Source organism: Thioclava sp. PTB-PU3-1 (genome assembly GCF_055666785.1).
Genome location: NZ_JBVNVL010000003.1, coordinates 253,313 through 271,283, shown reverse-complemented (window position 1 = coordinate 271,283; position 17,971 = coordinate 253,313). Strand labels below are relative to the sequence as shown.

Annotated in this window: 16 protein-coding genes; 6 read left to right on the top strand and 10 right to left on the bottom strand. The window is 62.8% G+C overall.

The annotated features are described in order from the left end of the window. Nucleotides 1–31: 31 nt before the first annotated feature. Complete coding sequence (gene secA / locus ACZ7GB_RS11025) at nt 32–2,743, bottom strand: preprotein translocase subunit SecA (RefSeq protein ID WP_472158682.1); 2,712 nt, start codon at nt 2,741–2,743, stop codon at nt 32–34. 181 nt (nt 2,744–2,924) lie between these two features. On the opposite strand from secA, the gene ACZ7GB_RS11020 reads away from it, so the two are divergent. The 4 genes from ACZ7GB_RS11020 to ACZ7GB_RS11005 all read left to right on the top strand — a co-directional run bounded on the left by ACZ7GB_RS11020 (nt 2,925) and on the right by ACZ7GB_RS11005 (nt 5,895). Next, the gene (locus ACZ7GB_RS11020) at nt 2,925–3,839 is read left to right on the top strand and encodes a peptidylprolyl isomerase (RefSeq protein WP_472158680.1); all 915 of its coding nucleotides are present in this window, start codon (nt 2,925–2,927) and stop codon (nt 3,837–3,839) included. Nucleotides 3,840–3,859: 20 nt separating this feature from the next. Beyond that, complete coding sequence (argJ, locus tag ACZ7GB_RS11015; RefSeq protein ID WP_472158679.1) at nt 3,860–5,239, top strand: bifunctional glutamate N-acetyltransferase/amino-acid acetyltransferase ArgJ; 1,380 nt, start codon at nt 3,860–3,862, stop codon at nt 5,237–5,239. Then, complete coding sequence (mutT, locus tag ACZ7GB_RS11010) at nt 5,236–5,634, top strand: 8-oxo-dGTP diphosphatase MutT (protein ID WP_078522238.1); 399 nt, start codon at nt 5,236–5,238, stop codon at nt 5,632–5,634. Before argJ ends, mutT begins: the two co-directional genes overlap by 4 nt. Before the next feature lie 132 nt (nt 5,635–5,766). Then, nucleotides 5,767–5,895 (top strand): hypothetical protein, encoded by a 129-nt coding sequence (locus ACZ7GB_RS11005; protein WP_256365680.1) that lies wholly within the window; start codon nt 5,767–5,769, stop codon nt 5,893–5,895. 80 nt (nt 5,896–5,975) lie between these two features. Here the strand turns inward: ACZ7GB_RS11005 and infB are convergent, their stop codons facing one another. From infB to pip, 6 genes are all read right to left on the bottom strand, one after another. After that, a complete protein-coding gene (infB, locus tag ACZ7GB_RS11000) occupies nt 5,976–8,492 on the bottom strand; it encodes a translation initiation factor IF-2 (protein WP_078570702.1) in 2,517 nt (838 codons plus the stop codon). Next, nucleotides 8,489–9,118 (bottom strand): RNA-binding protein, encoded by a 630-nt coding sequence (locus ACZ7GB_RS10995; protein WP_078522236.1) that lies wholly within the window; start codon nt 9,116–9,118, stop codon nt 8,489–8,491. Before ACZ7GB_RS10995 ends, infB begins: the two co-directional genes overlap by 4 nt. Nucleotides 9,119–9,147: 29 nt before the next feature. Beyond that, complete coding sequence (gene nusA, locus ACZ7GB_RS10990; RefSeq protein ID WP_078522235.1) at nt 9,148–10,767, bottom strand: transcription termination factor NusA; 1,620 nt, start codon at nt 10,765–10,767, stop codon at nt 9,148–9,150. Between the two features lies 1 nt (nt 10,768). Then, on the bottom strand, nt 10,769–11,350 hold the full coding sequence (rimP, locus tag ACZ7GB_RS10985) for a ribosome maturation factor RimP (protein ID WP_078522234.1): 582 nt from the start codon (nt 11,348–11,350) through the stop codon (nt 10,769–10,771). Nucleotides 11,351–11,489: 139 nt separating this feature from the next. Continuing rightward, nucleotides 11,490–11,957 (bottom strand): tryptophan-rich sensory protein TspO, encoded by a 468-nt coding sequence (gene tspO / locus ACZ7GB_RS10980; protein WP_078605945.1) that lies wholly within the window; start codon nt 11,955–11,957, stop codon nt 11,490–11,492. 29 nt (nt 11,958–11,986) lie between these two features. Continuing rightward, entirely contained in the window at nt 11,987–12,958 is a 972-nt protein-coding gene (gene pip / locus ACZ7GB_RS10975) for a prolyl aminopeptidase (RefSeq protein WP_347430191.1), read from the bottom strand. Between the two features lie 67 nt (nt 12,959–13,025). Between pip and ubiG the strand changes: the two genes are divergently transcribed. Next, on the top strand, nt 13,026–13,769 hold the full coding sequence (gene ubiG / locus ACZ7GB_RS10970) for a bifunctional 2-polyprenyl-6-hydroxyphenol methylase/3-demethylubiquinol 3-O-methyltransferase UbiG (protein ID WP_472158677.1): 744 nt from the start codon (nt 13,026–13,028) through the stop codon (nt 13,767–13,769). A gap of 178 nt (nt 13,770–13,947) precedes the next feature. On the opposite strand, the gene mog is transcribed toward ubiG, so the two are convergent. The 3 genes from mog to ACZ7GB_RS10955 all read right to left on the bottom strand — a co-directional run bounded on the left by mog (nt 13,948) and on the right by ACZ7GB_RS10955 (nt 16,919). After that, complete coding sequence (gene mog, locus ACZ7GB_RS10965; protein ID WP_472158676.1) at nt 13,948–14,484, bottom strand: molybdopterin adenylyltransferase; 537 nt, start codon at nt 14,482–14,484, stop codon at nt 13,948–13,950. Then, nucleotides 14,481–15,710, bottom strand: coding sequence for an argininosuccinate synthase (locus ACZ7GB_RS10960; RefSeq protein WP_472158674.1), 1,230 nt, complete (start codon nt 15,708–15,710; stop codon nt 14,481–14,483). Before ACZ7GB_RS10960 ends, mog begins: the two co-directional genes overlap by 4 nt. Nucleotides 15,711–15,815: 105 nt before the next feature. Next, complete coding sequence (locus ACZ7GB_RS10955) at nt 15,816–16,919, bottom strand: hypothetical protein (protein ID WP_472158673.1); 1,104 nt, start codon at nt 16,917–16,919, stop codon at nt 15,816–15,818. Between the two features lie 224 nt (nt 16,920–17,143). Here ACZ7GB_RS10955 and ACZ7GB_RS10950 point away from each other — a divergent pair, with 224 nt between their 5' ends. Next, nucleotides 17,144–17,947 carry a hypothetical protein gene (locus ACZ7GB_RS10950; protein ID WP_472158672.1) on the top strand — a complete coding sequence of 268 codons (804 nt, stop codon included), beginning with the start codon at nt 17,144–17,146 and terminating at the stop codon, nt 17,945–17,947. Nucleotides 17,948–17,971: the final 24 nt, after the last annotated feature.

The window sequence follows — 17,971 nt, the reverse complement described above, 5'->3', positions numbered from 1 at the left end:
TCAACTTTGCCACATTCGCGTCAGAGTTGTGTCAAACCAATTGCCCGTGGCAATGCTTGAACTTCTTGCCCGACCCGCAGGGGCAAGGATCGTTGCGCGACGGCTCGCCCCAAGTTGCCGGATTCGTCTCGTCGAATCCCGGAAGCGGCTCGCCCACCACCTCGACCTCGGGCATCGCCTCGGTCGGGGCTTCCGCCGACGCTTCGGTCGGTGCGGGCTGCTGCTGTTGCGCCTGCATCATCTGCGCCTGCTCTTCTTCGGTGAGCGGACGGATGCGGGCCAGCTGCTGCGTCACGTCCGAGCGCAGGCTGTCGAGCATGATCTCGAACAGCTGGAAGCCCTCGGTCTTGAATTCCGACAGCGGATCGCGCTGCGCATAGCCGCGGAAACCGATGGTCTGGCGCAGCTGATCGAGCGTGACCAGATGCTCGCGCCATTTCGCGTCGATGATCTGCAGCAGGACCTGCTTTTCAATCATCTGCATCGTGTCGGCGCCGAACGCCTCGGCCTTCTCGGCCATCAGCGTATCAGTCGCTTCCTCGAGTCGCTCGGCGACGACTTCCTGATCGACGCCCTCTTCCTCGGCCCATTCCGCAAGCGGCACGTCGAGGTTCAGCTGTTCGATCACCTCTTGATGCATGCCTTCGACATCCCATTGATCGGCATAGGATTTCGGCGGCATGAAGCGGTCCACGAGGTCCTCGATCACCTGAACGCGCATGTCGCGGGTGATCTCGCCGACCTCTTCGGTTTCCATGATTTCGCGACGCTGCGAGAAGACCGCTTTCCGCTGGTCGTTCATCACGTCATCGAATTTCAGAAGCTGCTTACGAATGTCGAAGTTGCGGCCCTCGACCTTCGCCTGCGCGCGCTCGAGCGACTTGTTCACCCACGGGTGGACGATTGCTTCGCCCTCTTTCATGCCCAGCTTGGACAAGACCGAATCGAGCTTGTCGGAGCCGAAGATCCGCATCAGGTCGTCTTCCAGCGAGAGGAAGAACAGCGAGCGGCCCGGGTCGCCCTGACGGCCCGAACGGCCGCGCAGCTGGTTGTCGATGCGGCGGCTTTCGTGGCGCTCGGTCGCGAGAACGAACAGGCCGCCCGCTTCCAGAACTTTCGCTTTTTCCTCAGCGGTCGCCGCGTCGATCCGTTTGCGAACCTCTTCGGGATCGGCGTCGGGATTCGCCGCGAGTTCGTCCTGCACGCGCATCTCGACATTGCCGCCAAGCTGAATGTCGGTGCCGCGGCCTGCCATGTTGGTCGCGATGGTCACCGCGCCCAGACGACCGGCCTCGGCGACGATGGTCGCTTCCTGCTCGTGCTGGCGGGCGTTCAGGACGTTGTGCTTGATGCCGGCCTTCTTGAGCATGTCCGAGAGCATCTCGGACTTCTCGATCGAGGTGGTGCCGACCAGCATCGGCTGGCCCTTCTCGTTGGCCTTCTTGATCGCCTCGACGACGGCGTCGTATTTTTCCTGCGCAGTCCGGTAGACACGATCGTGTTCGTCTTTCCGCGCGATCGGGCGGTTGGTCGGAATCTCAACCACGCCGAGCGAATAGATCTCGGCGAATTCCTCGGCCTCGGTGGCCGCGGTGCCGGTCATCCCGCCGAGCTTGTCGTAGAGGCGGAAGTAGTTCTGGAAGGTGACCGAGGCCAGCGTCACGTTCTCGGGCTGGATCTCGACGCCTTCCTTGGCTTCGATGGCCTGATGCAGGCCTTCCGAGAGGCGGCGGCCCTTCATCATACGGCCGGTAAATTCGTCGATCAGCACGACCTCGCCCGATTGCACGACGTAGTTCTGATCCTTGAAGAACAGCTTATGGGCGCGCAGGGCCTGGTTCACGTGGTGCACGATGGTCGTGCTTTCCGGATCGTAGAGCGACTGGCCCTCGGGCAGAACGCCCGCCTCCAGCAGGAGGTTCTCGAGGAAGTCGTTGCCCTCTTCGGTGAAGGTCGCGGTGCGGGCCTTCTCGTCGATGGTGTAATGCTCTTCGCTCAGGCTCGGGATGAACTTGTCGAGCGTGATATACAGCTCCGAGCGGTCGTCGGACGGGCCCGAAATGATCAGCGGCGTGCGCGCCTCGTCGATCAGGATCGAGTCGACCTCGTCGATGATCGCGTAGAAATGGCCGCGCTGCATCATCTGGTCGACCGAGGTCTTCATGTTGTCGCGCAGATAATCGAAGCCAAGCTCGTTATTCGTCGAATAGGTGATGTCGGCGGCGTAGGCCTGCTTCTTCTCGGGCTCGGCCTGGAAGGGCACGACGACGCCGGTGGTCAGACCCAGCGCGCCATAGACCTTGCTCATCCACTCCGCGTCACGCCGTGCGAGGTAGTCGTTCACGGTGACGACATGCACGCCTTTGCCCGCGAGCGCGTTCAGATAGGCCGGGAAGGTCGCGACGAGGGTTTTCCCTTCGCCCGTCTTCATCTCGGCGATATTACCCTGATGGAGGAAGATGCCGCCGACGAGCTGCACGTCAAAGGCCCGCAGGCCGAGTGCACGCTTCGCGGCTTCGCGACAGTTGGCGAAGGCTTCGGGCAGGATCTTGTCGAGGCTTTCGCCCTCTTCCTGAACGCGGCGCTGAAACTCGCGGGTCTTCTCGATGATCTGTTCGTCGGAGAGGGCTGCGAACTCCTCCTCCAGCGCGTTGATCTTGGCCACCAGCGGGCGCACCGATTTCACCTTACGATCATTCGACGTGCCGAAGACCTTCTTCGCGAGTGTTCCGATGCCGAGCATGTAATCTCCGAGGGTAGCTGACCAGATCGTTATTCCCTGTGCCTTGTCGCATAGGGTTTGCTTGCCTAGAAGAGCTAGCGAAACAAGGCCGAAATGGCTCTTACAGGCCCTAGGCGATGTAAGGGGCGGCTGCCAGACTGTCAACGCCGCCTAGAGACGCGGCAGAAAGGAAGTGGCAAGGATGCCGAATCTGACGAAACTGTTCGCGAGCGTCGCGATCTGCGCAATGACTGCCGGGATCGCACAGGCCGATGACGCGAAAGTGCCTGCCGCCGCTGCGGATGCCGCGAAATCGGAAACCGCCGCCAAGCCGCGCACCGACCTGAGCGCCGACACCGTGGTCGCCACCGTGAACGGTCAGGATATCACGCTGGGCATGATGCAAACGGTACGCGACGGCCTGCCCGCGCAATACCAGCAGCTGCCCGATGACAAGCTGTTCCAAGGCGTCCTGGAGCAGCTGATCCAGCAGACCGCGCTCGCCCAGCTCGAAGAGAAGCGCATCACCCAGCGCGACAAGATCGCTCTCGAAGTGCAGAAGCGCGCGTATCTCTCGGGTGCGATGCTGAACTACACCGCTGACAAGGCCGTGACCGACGAGGCCGTGCAGAAAGCCTATGACGCGAAATACGCCAAGGCCGAGCCGACCAAGGAATATCACGCGGCCCATATCATCGTGAAAACCAAGGAAGAGGCCGAGAAGATCAAGAAAGAGATCGATAACGGCGCCGACTTCGCAGAACTGGCGAAGAAGAACTCGACCGATGGTGCGGCGGCGAACGGCGGCGATCTGGGCTGGTTCAAGCTCGATGCGATGGTCAAACCCTTCGCCGATGAGGTTGCAGGCATGAAGGACGGCGAAGTCGCCGGTCCGATCCAGACCCAGTACGGCTGGCATGTCGTGAAGCTGCTCGGCACGAAGATGGTCGACGCGCCGAAACTGGCCGATGTGCGCAAGAAGCTCGAAGGCGATATTCGCCAAGAGGCTGTCCAAAAACGCGTAAAGGCTGTTGTGGGCGAAGCCAAAATCGACAAGATGACCGACGGGATTGATCCGAGCGTTCTGAAAGATCAATCCATCTTGGGTAGCAACTGATCGATCAAAAGGCGGGCGCGATGGCGAAGAAAAAGTTGAAGGACACCAAGGAGCTGAAGGCCAAGGTCAAGAAGCTCCGCGCCAAGGTCAAGGCGCTGAAGTCCGACCTTTCCACCGCGCCCGCCCCTGCCGCTTCTGCGGCGCAAACCAAGGCGAAATCGGTCACGATTTCGCCGCTCGCCCCCGCGAAATTTCCCGATCTTCCGGAAATCGCGGGGGTCGAATTCGCCTCCGCCGCGGCGGGGGTAAAATATGCCGGACGTACCGATGTGATGCTGGCGCGGGTCGCGCCGGGCGCTTCGATCGCGGGCGTGTTCACCACCTCCTCCACCCGCGCGGCCTGCGTTCTCGATTGTCAGGAAAAGCTCGCGATGCGCGCGCCTGCCGAGACGGGTGCCGCGATCATCGTCAACTCGGGCAACGCCAACGCCTTTACCGGGAAAAGCGGTCAGCAGAGCGTCGACAAGGTGACCGGTGCGGTGGCCGACGCGCTCGACATGCCGATCAGCCGAGTGTTCTCGTCCTCCACCGGCGTCATTGGCGAGCCGCTTCCGCATGACAAGATCGTCGCGGTGATCGACAGCCTGACGCAGCGCCTCTCCCCTGCCGGGATCGAGGATGCCGCGCGCGCGATCATGACGACCGACACCTATCCCAAAGGCGCCTTTGCCGAAGTTCAGGGCGAAGGCGGCAAGATCAAGATCGCCGGGATCGCAAAAGGCTCGGGGATGATCGCGCCGAATATGGCGACGATGCTGGTCTATATCTTCACCGACGCGAAAATCACGCCGGCGCGGCTGCAGAAGATGCTGTCGCGGCAGGTGGAGGACACGTTCAACGCGATCACCGTGGACAGCGACACCTCGACCTCGGATGCGCTGATCGTCGCGGCGACGGGCAAATCCGACGCCGCCGAAATCGCCGATCTGCGCTCGGAGCCTGCGAAGGCGTTCGAAGCCGGGCTGCGCGACGTGATGATGGATCTCGCGCATCAGGTCGTCAAAGACGGCGAAGGGGCCACGAAATTCGTCGAGATCCGCGTGACGCGAGCGCGCTCGAACGAGGATGCCCATAAGATCGCGATGTCGATTGCGAATTCGCCACTGGTGAAGACCGCGATTGCGGGCGAGGACGCGAATTGGGGCCGCGTGGTCGCGGCTGTCGGCAAGTCCGGGGCCGAGGCCGATCGCGACAAGCTCAAGATTTCCTTCGGGGACATGGTCGTGGCCGAGAAAGGCTGGCGCGTGCCGGATTACTCCGAAGAGGCCGCGAGCGCCTATATGAAGAATGATGAACTCGTGATCGGCGTCGATCTCGGTCTTGGCCGCGCCTCGAAATCGGTCTGGACCTGCGATCTGACCCACCGCTACATCGACATTAACGCGGATTATCGTTCGTGAAGATGGTTCTGGTCTCCGCTGTCGCGCTGATCGACGCCGACGGGCGCGTGCTTCTGGCACAGCGCCCCGAGGGCAAGTCGATGGCAGGTCTGTGGGAGTTTCCCGGCGGCAAGGTCGAAGCAGGCGAGACGCCCGAAGCCGCGCTGATCCGCGAACTGGACGAGGAGCTGGGCATCCAGACCCATCAGAGCTGCCTCGCACCTCTGACCTTCGCCAGCCACGCCTATGACGACTTCCACCTGCTCATGCCGCTCTTTGCCTGCCGGAAGTGGGAGGGGATCGTCAGCCCGCAAGAGGGGCAGACCCTCGCCTGGGCGCGGGCGCGGGACCTGCGCGACTACGAGATGCCGCCGGCGGATATCCCCCTGATCCCGATTCTGCGCGATTGGCTCTGATCGGGGTTACTGCGCGGTTAACCTTTGTGATCTTTTTTCCCACCTCTCGCGTCTAACGCGAAGGGCAGACCGTTTCCATTTGTCGTTCCTTAAGACCTTGCGCTTCTAATGAGCGCTCAAGGGAGGAACCTCATGCTCAGAACCATTCAGATCGGCAGCAGCGTCTTCGTTCAGGGCGTTTACGAACGGACGCTGGATTGCGGGCGCATCCTCGTGCGTGTCGGCGATGCGCTATTTGCCGGGCGTCCCGTCAATCGCTGACGCAGCCGAATGACAGCCACAGATGCAAAACGGGGGCCCGAAGGCCCCCGTTTCTATATTCCTAACTCGGTCCCGAAGGATCAGAGCGTCCGCTCGACCTCTTCGCGCTCGAAGATCTCGATGACATCGCCGGGGCGGATATCGTCGTATCTCTCGAAGGCCATGCCGCATTCCTGACCGGAGGGCACTTCCTTGACCTCGTCCTTGAAGCGCTTGAGCGTCTTCAGCGTGCCTTCGTGGATCACCACGTTGTCGCGCAGAAGGCGGACGCCAGCCGAACGACGGGCCACGCCCTCGGTGACGATACAACCCGCGACCTTGCCGACGCCGGTGACCTTGAACACTTCCTTGATCTCGGCATAGCCGATGAAGTGCTCGCGGATCTCGGCCGACAGGAGGCCCGAAGCGGCGGCTTTGATGTCGTCCACCAGATCATAGATGATCGAGTAGTAGCGGATCTCGACGCCCTTCTGGTTCGCGGCGTTGCGCGCAGGCGCATTGGCACGAACGTTGAAGCCGATGACCGGCGCGTTGGACGCCTCGGCCAGCGTGATGTCGGATTCGGTGATTGCACCGACGCCCGAATGCAGCACGCGCACGCGCACCTCTTCGTTGCCGACCTTCTCGAGCGCCTGAACGATCGCTTCCGCCGAGCCCTGCACGTCGGCCTTCACCAGCACGGGCAGTTCGGTGACGCTTTCGTCGGCCTTGGCTTTCGCCATCAGCTGCTCCAGCGTCGTCGCGGCACCGGCAGCGGCGCGTTTGTCCTTGGCGGCCTGCTCGCGGTATTCGGCGATCTCGCGGGCCTGCGCCTCGGTCTCGACGACGTTGAGAACGTCGCCAGCCTCGGGCGTGCCGTTGATGCCAAGCACCTCGACAGGAACCGACGGACCGGCCTCATCGACGCGGTCGCCCTTGTCGTTGATCAGCGCGCGGACCTTACCCCACTGCTCGCCGACGACGAAGATGTCGCCTTTGCGCAGCGTGCCGTTCTGCACCAGAACCGTCGCGACCGGGCCACGGCCCACGTCGAGCTTGGCTTCGATCACAGCACCTTGCGCGGCGCGATCGGGGTTCGCCTTGAGTTCGAGCAGTTCGGCCTGAAGCGCGATGGCTTCAAGCAGCTGGTCGAGACCCTTGCCGGTCTTGGCCGAAACTTCCACGTCCTGCACGTCACCCGACATCTCTTCGACGACGACTTCGTGCTGCAGAAGCTGGGTGCGGACCTTCTGGGCATCCGCATCGGGCTTGTCGCATTTGTTGATCGCAACGATCATCGGAACGCCAGCGGCCTTCGAGTGATTGATCGCTTCGATCGTCTGCGGCATCACCGAGTCATCGGCCGCCACCACGAGCACCACGATATCGGTGACATTGGCACCGCGTGCGCGCATCGAGGTAAAGGCCGCGTGGCCGGGCGTGTCCAGGAAGGACAGGGTCGCGCCGCTCTCGGTCTGCACCTGATAGGCGCCGATATGCTGCGTGATCCCGCCAGCTTCGCCGGAGACGACGTTCGCCTTGCGGATCGCGTCGAGCAGCGAGGTCTTGCCGTGATCGACGTGACCCATGATCGTGACGATCGGCGGGCGCGGCTGAAGATCTTCTTCCTTGTCGTCGACCTGATCGATGACCTGTTCGACATCCGCATCCGAGACGCGCACGGACCGGTGACCGAATTCCTCGATCACGAGTTCCGCAGTATCGGCGTCGAGCGTCTGGTTCGCGGTGACCATCATGCCCATCTTCATGAGCGTTTTGACCACGTCAGCCGCGCGCTCCGCCATACGGTTGGCGAGTTCCGACACGATGATCGTCTCGGGAAGCTGCACTTCGCGCGACTGCTTTTCAGCACGCTGCGAGCCACCCATCGCCTTCTGACGGGCCTTCTCCTGCTTGCGCTTCATCGCAGCAAGCGAACGCTGGCGGCCTTCGCCACCCGAGAGCGCATCGCTCAGCGAGAGCTTGCCCGAACGGCGGTTGCCGCGGTCGTTGCCCTTGTTGTTGCGATCGTTGCGCGTGTCACGCTCACGATCCGTCTTGCGCGGACCCGAAGCGGACACACCCTTGGTCTCGGCGCGGGCGGCAGCAACCTCCACGGCAGCCTGATCGACCGGAGTGTCCTTCTTCGGTCCGCCCTTGCGGATCTCTTCTTTCTTCTTGTCGCGAAGTTCGGCCTCGCGCTTCTTGCGCTCGTCCTCTTCAGCCTTGGCCTTCAGGGCTGCTTCGCGTTCACGCTCCTCGCGCTCCTTGGCCTCAGCCTCGGCGCGACGACGCTCACGTTCTTCTTCGCGGGCTTTTTCCTCGGCCTCGCGGGCGGCGGCCTCTTCGACCTCACGCGCCTTCGCGGCCTGAAGCGCCTTCAGGCGACGCTCCATCTCGGCGTCGGAAATCCCGGCGGGGCGCTTCGACGGATCGCCAAGGGAAGTTTTGTTACCCCCTCCCTTACCAGCGCCTGCCGCCGGTTTGTTCAGCACCCGCTTCTTGCCTTTCGTCTCGACCACGACGTTCTTGGTGCGCCCGTGCGAGAAGCTTTGCTTCACCTGCCCGGGGCGCCCGCCGCCCAGTCCGAGAGTCTTTTTGCCGTCCGTATCGCTCATGCCGTCTTCGTATCCTTCATGGCGGTCTTGCCGCCGTCCTGCTTGCGTACGCCCGCAAGCCTCGATGCGTCTTCAATTACGCGCCGGGTGAGGCCACCGGCTGCAAGCGCGCCGTGTATCGCACGATCGCGGCCGAATGCCAAACCCAATTCCTGAGAGGTGAGGCAGCCGAACCAGCGCCCGCCTTCGGGCGTCCACAGCTTGCCCTTGCCCCTGTCCGAGCCGTCGCTTGCCTGTAGCAGCACTTTCGCGCGCCCCTCGGCCAGCCAGCCCTTGACCTTTTCGAAGCCGACAACCGCTTTGCCAGCTTTCCGCTCCAGAGAAATAAGCTCCACAACGCGAGAGGCAAGGGCCAGTTCCACCAATTCCACCAGATTTTCTGGGGTTTTGGCCGCCTGCTTCGCTGCGCGAGCAAACAATCCCTTTTTCATCGCCGTCTCGATGACGCTGCGTTCGGAGGTGACCCAGATGCCGCGGCCGGGCAGTTTGCCTGCCACGTCCGGGTAGATCATCCCATCGGGTCCGAGCACGAAGCGGACAAGCCCCGCCTTCGGCTGAACATCGCCGGTGACGATGCAGCGCCGTTCGGGGTCGTCGTTGGTTTTCGGCTTTCCGCCGCGACTCATCTAAGCTCCTCTCCGGTCGGGACCGAGGCTTACGCCTCGGCCTCCTCCTCGGTTTCCTCTTCGCCTTCGTCTTCCGCGTCGCTTTCCAGCTCGGACGGGTCGACCCAGCCCAGCTGAATACGCGCGGTCATGATCAGGTTCTGCGCCTCTTCGAGGCTCACGTCGAATTTCTCGAGCAGACCGTCATCCTTCACGCGCTGACCGTCGACCGTGGTCCAGCCACCGGCCAGTTCCCAGTCGGCGCAGGTCGCGAAATCTTCCAGCGTCTTGACGTCGTCTTTCGCGAGCGCCTCGATCATCTGCGGGGTCAGGCCTTCGAAGTCGAACAGCGACTGCTCGACGCCCATTTCCTTCGCCGCTTCGAGCGCCTTGCGGTTCTGCTCTTCGATCACGTCGCGGGCACGGGCCTGCAGTTCGCCTGCGGTGTCCTCGTCCACGCCTTCGATCGACAGCAGCTCGTCCATGTCGACATAGGCCACTTCCTCGAGCGAGGTAAAGCCCTCGGCAACGAGCAGCTGCGCGAAGAACTCGTCGAGGTCCAGCGCGTCGACGAACAGCTTGGTGCGCTCGGCGAACTCGGCCTGACGGCGCGCCGATTCCTCGGCTTCGGTCAGGATGTCGATGTCCAGACCGGTCAGCTGCGAAGCCAGACGCACGTTCTGACCGCGACGGCCGATGGCGAGCGACAGTTGCTCGTCCGGGACCACGACTTCGATCTTCTGCGCTTCCTCGTCGATCACCACTTTCGACACTTCGGCCGGCTGCAGCGCGTTCACGAGGAAGGTCGCCTGATCTTCGTTCCACGGGATGATGTCGATCTTCTCGCCCTGAAGCTCACCGACGACGGCCTGCACGCGCGAACCGCGCATACCGACACAGGCGCCGACCGGGTCGATCGAGTTGTCATAGGAGATGACGCCGATCTTCGCGCGCGAACCGGGATCGCGGGCCACAGCCTTGATCTCGATGATGCCGTCGTAGATTTCCGGCACTTCCATCTTGAACAGCTCGGCCATGAATTCCGGCGCGGTGCGCGACAGGAAGATCTGCGGGCCACGGGTCTCGCGGCGCACGTCTTTCACGTAGGCGCGGATGCGGTCGTTCGGGCGATAGCTCTCGCGGCCGATCTTCTCGTTACGGCGCAGGATCGCTTCGCCACGGCCCACATCGACGATGATGTTGCCGTATTCCTCGCGCTTGACGATGCCATTGATGATCGTGCCCACGCGGTCCTTGAACTCTTCGTACTGACGATCACGCTCGGCTTCGCGGACCTTCTGCAGGATGACCTGCTTGGCCGATTGCGCGGCGATACGGCCCAGATCGACCGGCGGCACCTCGTCGACGATCTGATCGCCGACCGAGGGGTTGTCGAGATACTGCTTCGCCTGCTCGACGGTCAGCTCGGCCTGATAGTTCTCCAGCTCCTCGTCTTCGACGACGGTGCGGACGCGGGTGAAGGTCGCCTTGCCGGTCTTGCGATCGATCGAGACGCGGATGTCCATCTCCGCGCCGTAACGCGACTTCGCCGCACGCGCGAGGCTTTCTTCCATCGCCTGGATCACCAGATCCGGGTCGATCATCTTTTCGCGCGCCACCGCCTCGGCGGTCTGCAGAAGCTCAAGCTGGTTGGCTGCCGTGATGGCCATCTCAGTTCTCCTCCTCGGGGGAATCGTCAATCTCGTCAAATTCAGCTTCGTCGACGCTTTCGGTCGCCTTCTTCTGGCGCAGCATCTCGTCGATCAGCTCATCGGTCAGCACCAGCTTCGCATCCGCGAGCCAGTCGAACTGGAGGCCGATCACGACGTCTTCGCCGTTCTCGTCCAGCTCGATCAGGATTTCCGAGCCTTCGGTGCCGCGCAGGATACCCTTGAAGCGCTTGCGTCCGTCGATCTGCTCGGAGGTCTCGATCTTCGCCTCGTAGCCTTCCCAGATGTCGAAATCCTTAAAGCGCGTCAGCGGCCGGTCGATCCCGGGCGACGACACTTCCAGCGTATATTTGTCCTCGATCGGGTCTTCCACATCGAGAGCCGCGGACACGGCGGTCGAGATCGCGGCGCAATCGTCCACGATGATCCCGCCATTGGGGCGGTCTGCCATGATCTGAAGCGTGGCCGTCTTGCCGCCCTGCAGCCGCAGCCGCACGAGCTCGAAGCCCAGCCCCTCGATCACGGGGGTCACGATCTCGGCCAGACGCCGGTCGATGGCGGTCTTGGCGATCAGGTCGGTCATGTCTCTCTTTCCGATCCTACAAAAACAAAAAACGGGCCGTTGCGGCCCGTCACACGTTTCCGGTGGGCGTCAGGTTTGGACCCCGGCGCGCCGCTGTTGATGGCGATATAGTCCTGTATCGCAGATTCCGCAAGGGGAATCAGCCGCGCGCGCCCGCTCCGGGGTTGTCGCGCCAGACGCGGAAGTTCAGCGCGCCCGCCAGAGTCAGCCAAACGAGATAGGGGAAGACCAGCAATCCGGCCAACATATCGAGCTGCAGGAAGGCCAGCATCATCGCCGCGACGGCGACCCACAGACAGATCAGGACAAGCAGCCCGAGCCACAGCCGATGCGCCCCGAAAAAGACCGGCGTCCAGAGCGTGTTCAGTGCGATCTGCACCGCGAAAAGCGCCAGCGCGATCTGGCTGCCCGCCTCGGGGGCGATGCGCGCCGCCGCATAGGCGACCGAGACGTAGAGATAGGTCCAGGCGACCGGGAAGACCCAGTTGGGCGGCGTGAAGCCGGGCTTCTTCAACCCGACATACCATTCGCCCGGCTTGAAGATGATGCCGGTCGCAGCGGCGGCCGCGGAGGCCACGAGAAACAGCAGGAAATAGGTAAGCGTCATGGCGGCCCCGATCGAAATCTTTTGCTAGATCAGGATCTAAGCTCATCCATCGCGCGGACAAGCCCGGCGGTGATCCCCGGCTCGGAGAGCGCATGCCCCGCCATCGGCACCAGCTGCAGCTTCGCCATCGCCCAGCCCTGCGCCAGCCGATAGGCCGAGGTCGGCGGGCAGATCATGTCGAGCCGCCCCTGCACGATGGTCGTCGGGATATGCTCGATCTTGTGACGGTCGCGCAGAATCTGTTCGTCCTCTTCGAGGAAGGCCGCGTTCTGGAAATAGTGGTTCTCGAGCCGCGCGAAAGCGCGCGCGTAATCGGGCGAGGCTTCGCCCGGCGGTCCGTCATAGCGCACCGAAGCCAGCGCGTTTTCCCACATCGCCCAGTGCCGCGCATAGCGCGCCTCGGCCATGTAGTCGCCCGAGAAGAGCCGCTTGTGATAAGCGCCGATCAGATCGTCCTGCTCGTCTTCCGGAATCGGACGCCGGAAATTCGCCCAGAGATCGGGATAGAAATTCCCCGCGCCGCCGCCGTAGAACCACTCGAGCTCGGCCCGCGTCGCAAGAAAGACACCGCGCAGAATCAGGTTCGACGCCCGGTCGGGATGCGTCTGCGCATAAAGCAGCGCCAGCGTCGCCCCCCAGCTACCGCCGAAGACCATCCAGCTGTCGATGCCGAGCGTCCGGCGGATCTGCTCCATATCCGCGATCAGATGCCAGGTCGTGTTATCCGCGACGCTGGCATGCGGGCGCGAGAGACCGCAGCCGCGCTGATCGAACAAGATGACCCGGTAATGCTGCGGATCGAAGAATCGCCGCATCGTGGGTGAACAGCCGCCCCCCGGCCCGCCATGGCACACCACGACCGGCTGTCCCTCGGGATGACCCGATTGTTCGACATAAAGAACATGGCCATCGCCCACGTCGATCCGGCGCTGATCGAAGGGTTCGATCGGCGGGTAAAGATGGGCGCCCGATGCGCGCTTTTGCCCTGCAGTTCTGTCCATATCCGGACTATATAGAGCAAAAGGCGCGCCCGCCATGGGCTGCCCGAAAATCAATGCGAGGAGAGCAATGGCAGATCCGGCAAACAGCATCGACCCGTCCGAAGTCGCCAAATTCGAGGCGATGGCCGCCGAATGGTGGGACCCGAATGGCAAGTTCAAACCGCTGCATATGCTCAACCCCTGCCGGCTCGACTACATCACCACCCAGATCGCCACGCAGTTCGGCCGCGACCTGAAAGCGCCGCGCCCCTTTGAGGGGCTGCGCCTGCTGGATATCGGTTGCGGCGGCGGGCTTCTGTCCGAGCCGATGGCGCGACTTGGCGCCACGGTCGTGGGTGCGGATGCGGCCGAGAGCAACATCCCCGTGGCGCAGCTGCATGCCGAACAATCGGGGCTCGAGATCGATTACCGCCATTGCGCGGCGGAAGATCTGGCCGCAATGGGTGAGCAGTTCGATGTCGTCCTCGCGATGGAGATCATCGAACATGTCGCCGACCCGCAGGGCTTCGTGAACACGATCCAGAGCCTGATGAAACCGGGCGGGCTGATGATCTGCTCGACGCTGAACCGCAATCCGAAAAGCTACATGGTCGCGATCATCGGTGCAGAGCGGGTGATGCGCTGGCTGCCCGTGGGCACGCATGAATGGTCGAAATTCGTCACGCCCGACGAGCTTTACGAGCTGTCGCGCAACGCGGGGCTCGACCCGGTCGACCGCCGCGGCATGGTGTTCAATCCGCTGGCATGGACCTGGTCGCTCTCGGCGCGCGATCTTTCGGTGAATTATGCCATCGCGGCGGTGAAGCGGTAAGGGGCGCTGCCCCTCTTCGCATGCGCGAATTCACCCCGGGATATTTCAGCCAACACGAAGAGAGGCGATTTTCGCCTTGGGTCAAATATCCCGGGGGAGTCTCTGAAAGAGACGGGGGGCAGCGCCCCCTCTTTTTCTGTTGATTGTCGTCCTCCGGCGACGGGGGCAGCACCCCCTCTTACTTTTTCTTCGGACGGAAGGCTTTGATCCGGGCCGGATCGGTCTCGATATAGCCCGCGCCGATCAGGTCGAGGCAATAGGGCACGGCGGCGAAGACCGCATCGAGGCAGGTCGCGATGGCCGAGGGTTTGCCCGGCACCATGATGATCAGCGATTTGCCCGCGATCCCCGCCGACTGGCGCGACAGGATGGCGGTCGGCACTTCGAGCAGCGAGGCGCGGCGCATTTCCTCGCCGAAGCCCGCGAGCTCCTTCTCGATCACGTCGAAGCAGCCCTCGGGCGTCTCGTCGCGCGGCGCGGGGCCGGTGCCGCCGGTGATCAGGATCAGATCGGCTTCGGCCGCGACCAGTTCGCGGAGTTTCGTCGCGACCGACTCGCGCCCATCGGGGATGATGTGACGCTCGATCTCCAGCGGCGAGGTGACCACGCCGCGGAGGTAGTCTTCGCAGCCCGGACCGCCCTTGTCCTCGTATTCGCCGCGCGACGCGCGATCGGAGACGGTGACGATGGCGGCCTTGGGCCGCGAAAAGCTCATTTCTTCACTCGCGCGTTGCGGGTGGCGATCAGTTTCAGGCGCAGCGCGTTGAGCTGGATGAAGCCCGCCGCGTCTTTCTGATCGTAGGCGCCTGCGTCTTCCTCGAAGGTCACATGGGCCTCGGAATAGAGCGAGTACTCCGACCAGCGCGCCACGGTCCGGGCCGCGCCCTTGAAGAGCATCAGCTTCACCGTGCCGGTGACATATTCCTGCGTCTTGTCGATCAGCGCCTGCAGCGCCTCGCGCTCAGGGCTGAACCAGAAGCCGTTATAAATCAGCTCGGCATAGCGCGGCATGATCGAGTCCTTCAGGTGGCCCGCGCCGCTGTCGAGCGTGATCTGCTCGATGCCGCGGTGCGCTTCCAGCAGGACCGTGCCGCCGGGGGTCTCGTAGACGCCGCGCGACTTCATGCCCACGAAGCGGTTCTCGACGAAGTCGAGACGGCCGATGCCGTGCTTTTTGCCGTATTCGTTGAGCTTGGTGAGGATCGTCGCCGGGCTCATCGCCTCGCCGTTGATCGACACCGCGTCGCCCTTCTCGAAGCCGATCTCGATGAATTCCGGCTCGTTCGGAGCCTGTGTGATCGGATCGTCGGTGCGCTGGTAGACGTAATCGGGCGCCATGTCGGCCGGGTCTTCCAGAACCTTGCCCTCGGACGAGGTGTGCAGAAGGTTCGCATCGACCGAGAACGGCGCTTCGCCGCGCTTGTCCTTGGCGATCGGGATCTGGTTCGCCTCGGCGAATTCCAGCAGCTTGGTGCGCGAGGACAGGTCCCATTCCCGCCACGGCGCGATCACCTTGATCGACGGGTCGAGCGCATAGGCCGACAATTCGAAGCGGACCTGATCGTTGCCCTTGCCGGTCGCGCCGTGGGCCACCGCATCGGCGCCATGCTTATGCGCGATCTCGACAAGATGCTTGGAGATCAGCGGCCGCGCGATCGAGGTGCCCAGCAGATAGAGCCCTTCATAGACCGCATTGGCGCGGAACATCGGGAAGACGAAATCGCGGACGAATTCCTCGCGCGCGTCGAGAATATGGATGTTCTCCGGCTTGATGCCGAGCATCTCGGCCTTCTTGCGCGCCGGCTCGAGCTCCTCGCCTTGGCCGAGATCGGCGGTGTAGGTGATGACCTCGCAACCGTATTCGGTCTGCAGCCATTTCAGGATGATCGAGGTATCGAGGCCGCCCGAATAGGCAAGCACGACTTTCTTGGGCGCGGACATGCGGCATCTCCCGGTTTTCTTGTTCCGCGACGGAATAGAAGCTTTTTTTCCAATGAACAAGGGCCGCCCCGAAGGACGGCCCTTTCGAATGTACTCTGCGCGAGATCAGCTCTCGGTGGACGGGTCCACGAGCGGATCGGTCGTGGTGTCCCCGCTCGAGGCGAGATCGCCATCGGCCGTGGTCCCGTCGCCCGTCGTGCCGTCGCCGGTCGCCACATCGCCATCCACAGGCTGGTCTTCCGTTGCCGTTTCCGGCGGCGGCAGGTCGAGCAGTTCATGCAGATAGGCTTTGGCCTCGGGCGAAAGATCGCGCCCGTTGGATGCGGCAAGAAGCGCGTCCGCCTGCATCTGATCGGCTTCCGCGACCTGTTTCTCAAGCTCGGTGACCTGATCCTGAGCGGTCGCGAGATCCGTCTGATAGGTCTCCGCCGCCTGCTTTTCAGCTTCGAGCGTGTCGAGCTGGCTTTGGTAGTCCTCTGCCTCGGGATCGAGATTGTCGATGTCAGACTGTATCGCTTCGGGCGTGCGAACATCCTGCGCCTCGAGATCCGAGAGGGTCTGCTGCGCGGTCGCGAGATCTTCTTCTGCTTGCGCCGCCCCGACGACAGAGTCGCGATAGGTCGCGATCCGGCCCACCTGACTGTTCGGCGAGGCGTTGGCGAGCGCGGTCGCGCTTGCATGGGCCGCGTTCAGACCCTTCAGCTCGGAGGCCAGTGCGCCGTGATTGCGCAGCTCATCTTCGCTCAGGCTCGGCTTGCCGTTCGGGCGCGGCGACTCGTTGACCGCATATTTGGTTGGGGTGGTCGAGCGCGTCTTCGTCGCGGTGGTGCCGCGCGACGCCGTTTTCACACTGGAGCGGGTCGTATGCTGCGATTTCGCCTGCCGCTTACCCGAGAACAGATCGTCGAGGAATTTCGCGGGGCCGCCGCCATGCGCAGCAGCCTTGCCGGAATTTCCGGGGCTCGTTGCACGCCCGGCCGATGCGGATTTGCCCGCCGTGCCGGAATTGCCGCCTGCGTTGCTTTTGCCTCCGCCATTGCCGCCACTATTTCCGCCGCCGTTGCCGCCACCGTTTCCACCGCCATTACCGCCACCGTTGCCGTTCTTGGCAAAGGCGGCATCCGCGCCGGTGAAATGGCTGGTCGCCACCGGGGCGACGACGAAGCTCGCCGCGACAAGGGCGACAATCGAAGTTTTTCTCAGGCGCATGCGGCCCTCCTCTTTTGTTGCTCGCAACACAGTTTCAGCACGATTAGCGTCGAAAGTGGGCAAAAAAGCGGCAGCCTTTGCAAAATGCGCAAGGCTTCGCTCAAAGCGAAGGTGAACCAGCGGTGACTCGCTCTTTTCCACCTCGATCACACGGAGAATTCAACCAAGGCGCGCCGAACGTGCTTTGACTGCGGTGAGATCGAGCCCCAACGGTGAATTGTTAAATGACATTCTTTGGGGGCAAAGTGATGAATGTATTGGGGGTTTTCGGACACTCGTTCCGGCAGGTCTTTGGAAATTGGCGGCAGACCCTTCGGATCTCGGCGCTTCTTCTCTTGATCATGATCATCGGGCAGCAATGGCTTATCGAGAGCGTGATGCAGGCCGGAGCATCACAACACCAGAGTTTCGAAAAATCACTGTTCATGTTGGTTTTCAACACGTTCATCCTGCCGATCCCGATGATCATCGCGGCAGTGAACTGGCACAGGTTCATCCTGCTCGGCGAGCGCGTCGGCTGGCTGCCGCGGATTCATCTGCGCCGCGACGTGAGCTATTTCTGGCGTGGAATAGTGATCACGCTCTGTGCCATGGCAATCATGGTTCTGGGAGCCGCGATTGTCTTTCTTTTCGCCCTCGCGGCGCAGGAAATCATTCCGAACCAGACCGCTGAAGCCGTTCTACTTGCCGTGGTGGGGCTGGCATTCTTCATTGCCCTGTATGCCTTTATGCTCCGTCTCGGAGTATCCCTGCCCGGGGCCGCGATCGGCGGCGCCACGATCCGCGACAGTTGGCGCGCGACTCGCGGCCACTGGCGTGGCTTCGCTTTGCTCACTCTGCTGGCATGTCTCGTGGTACTCCCTTTCGTTGCGGTGAACATGCTTTCGATACAGGCGCCACATGACCTCGCGGATGATATGGTCGTGGTCGCGCTCAAGCTGCTTTTCGCTGTGCCCACCGTGATGCTGCTGCTGTCGATCCTAACGACGCTCTACGGTCATTTTGTCGAGCAACGCGCCCTCGTCTGAGCTTGCCAAAGCGGGCGGCGCGCG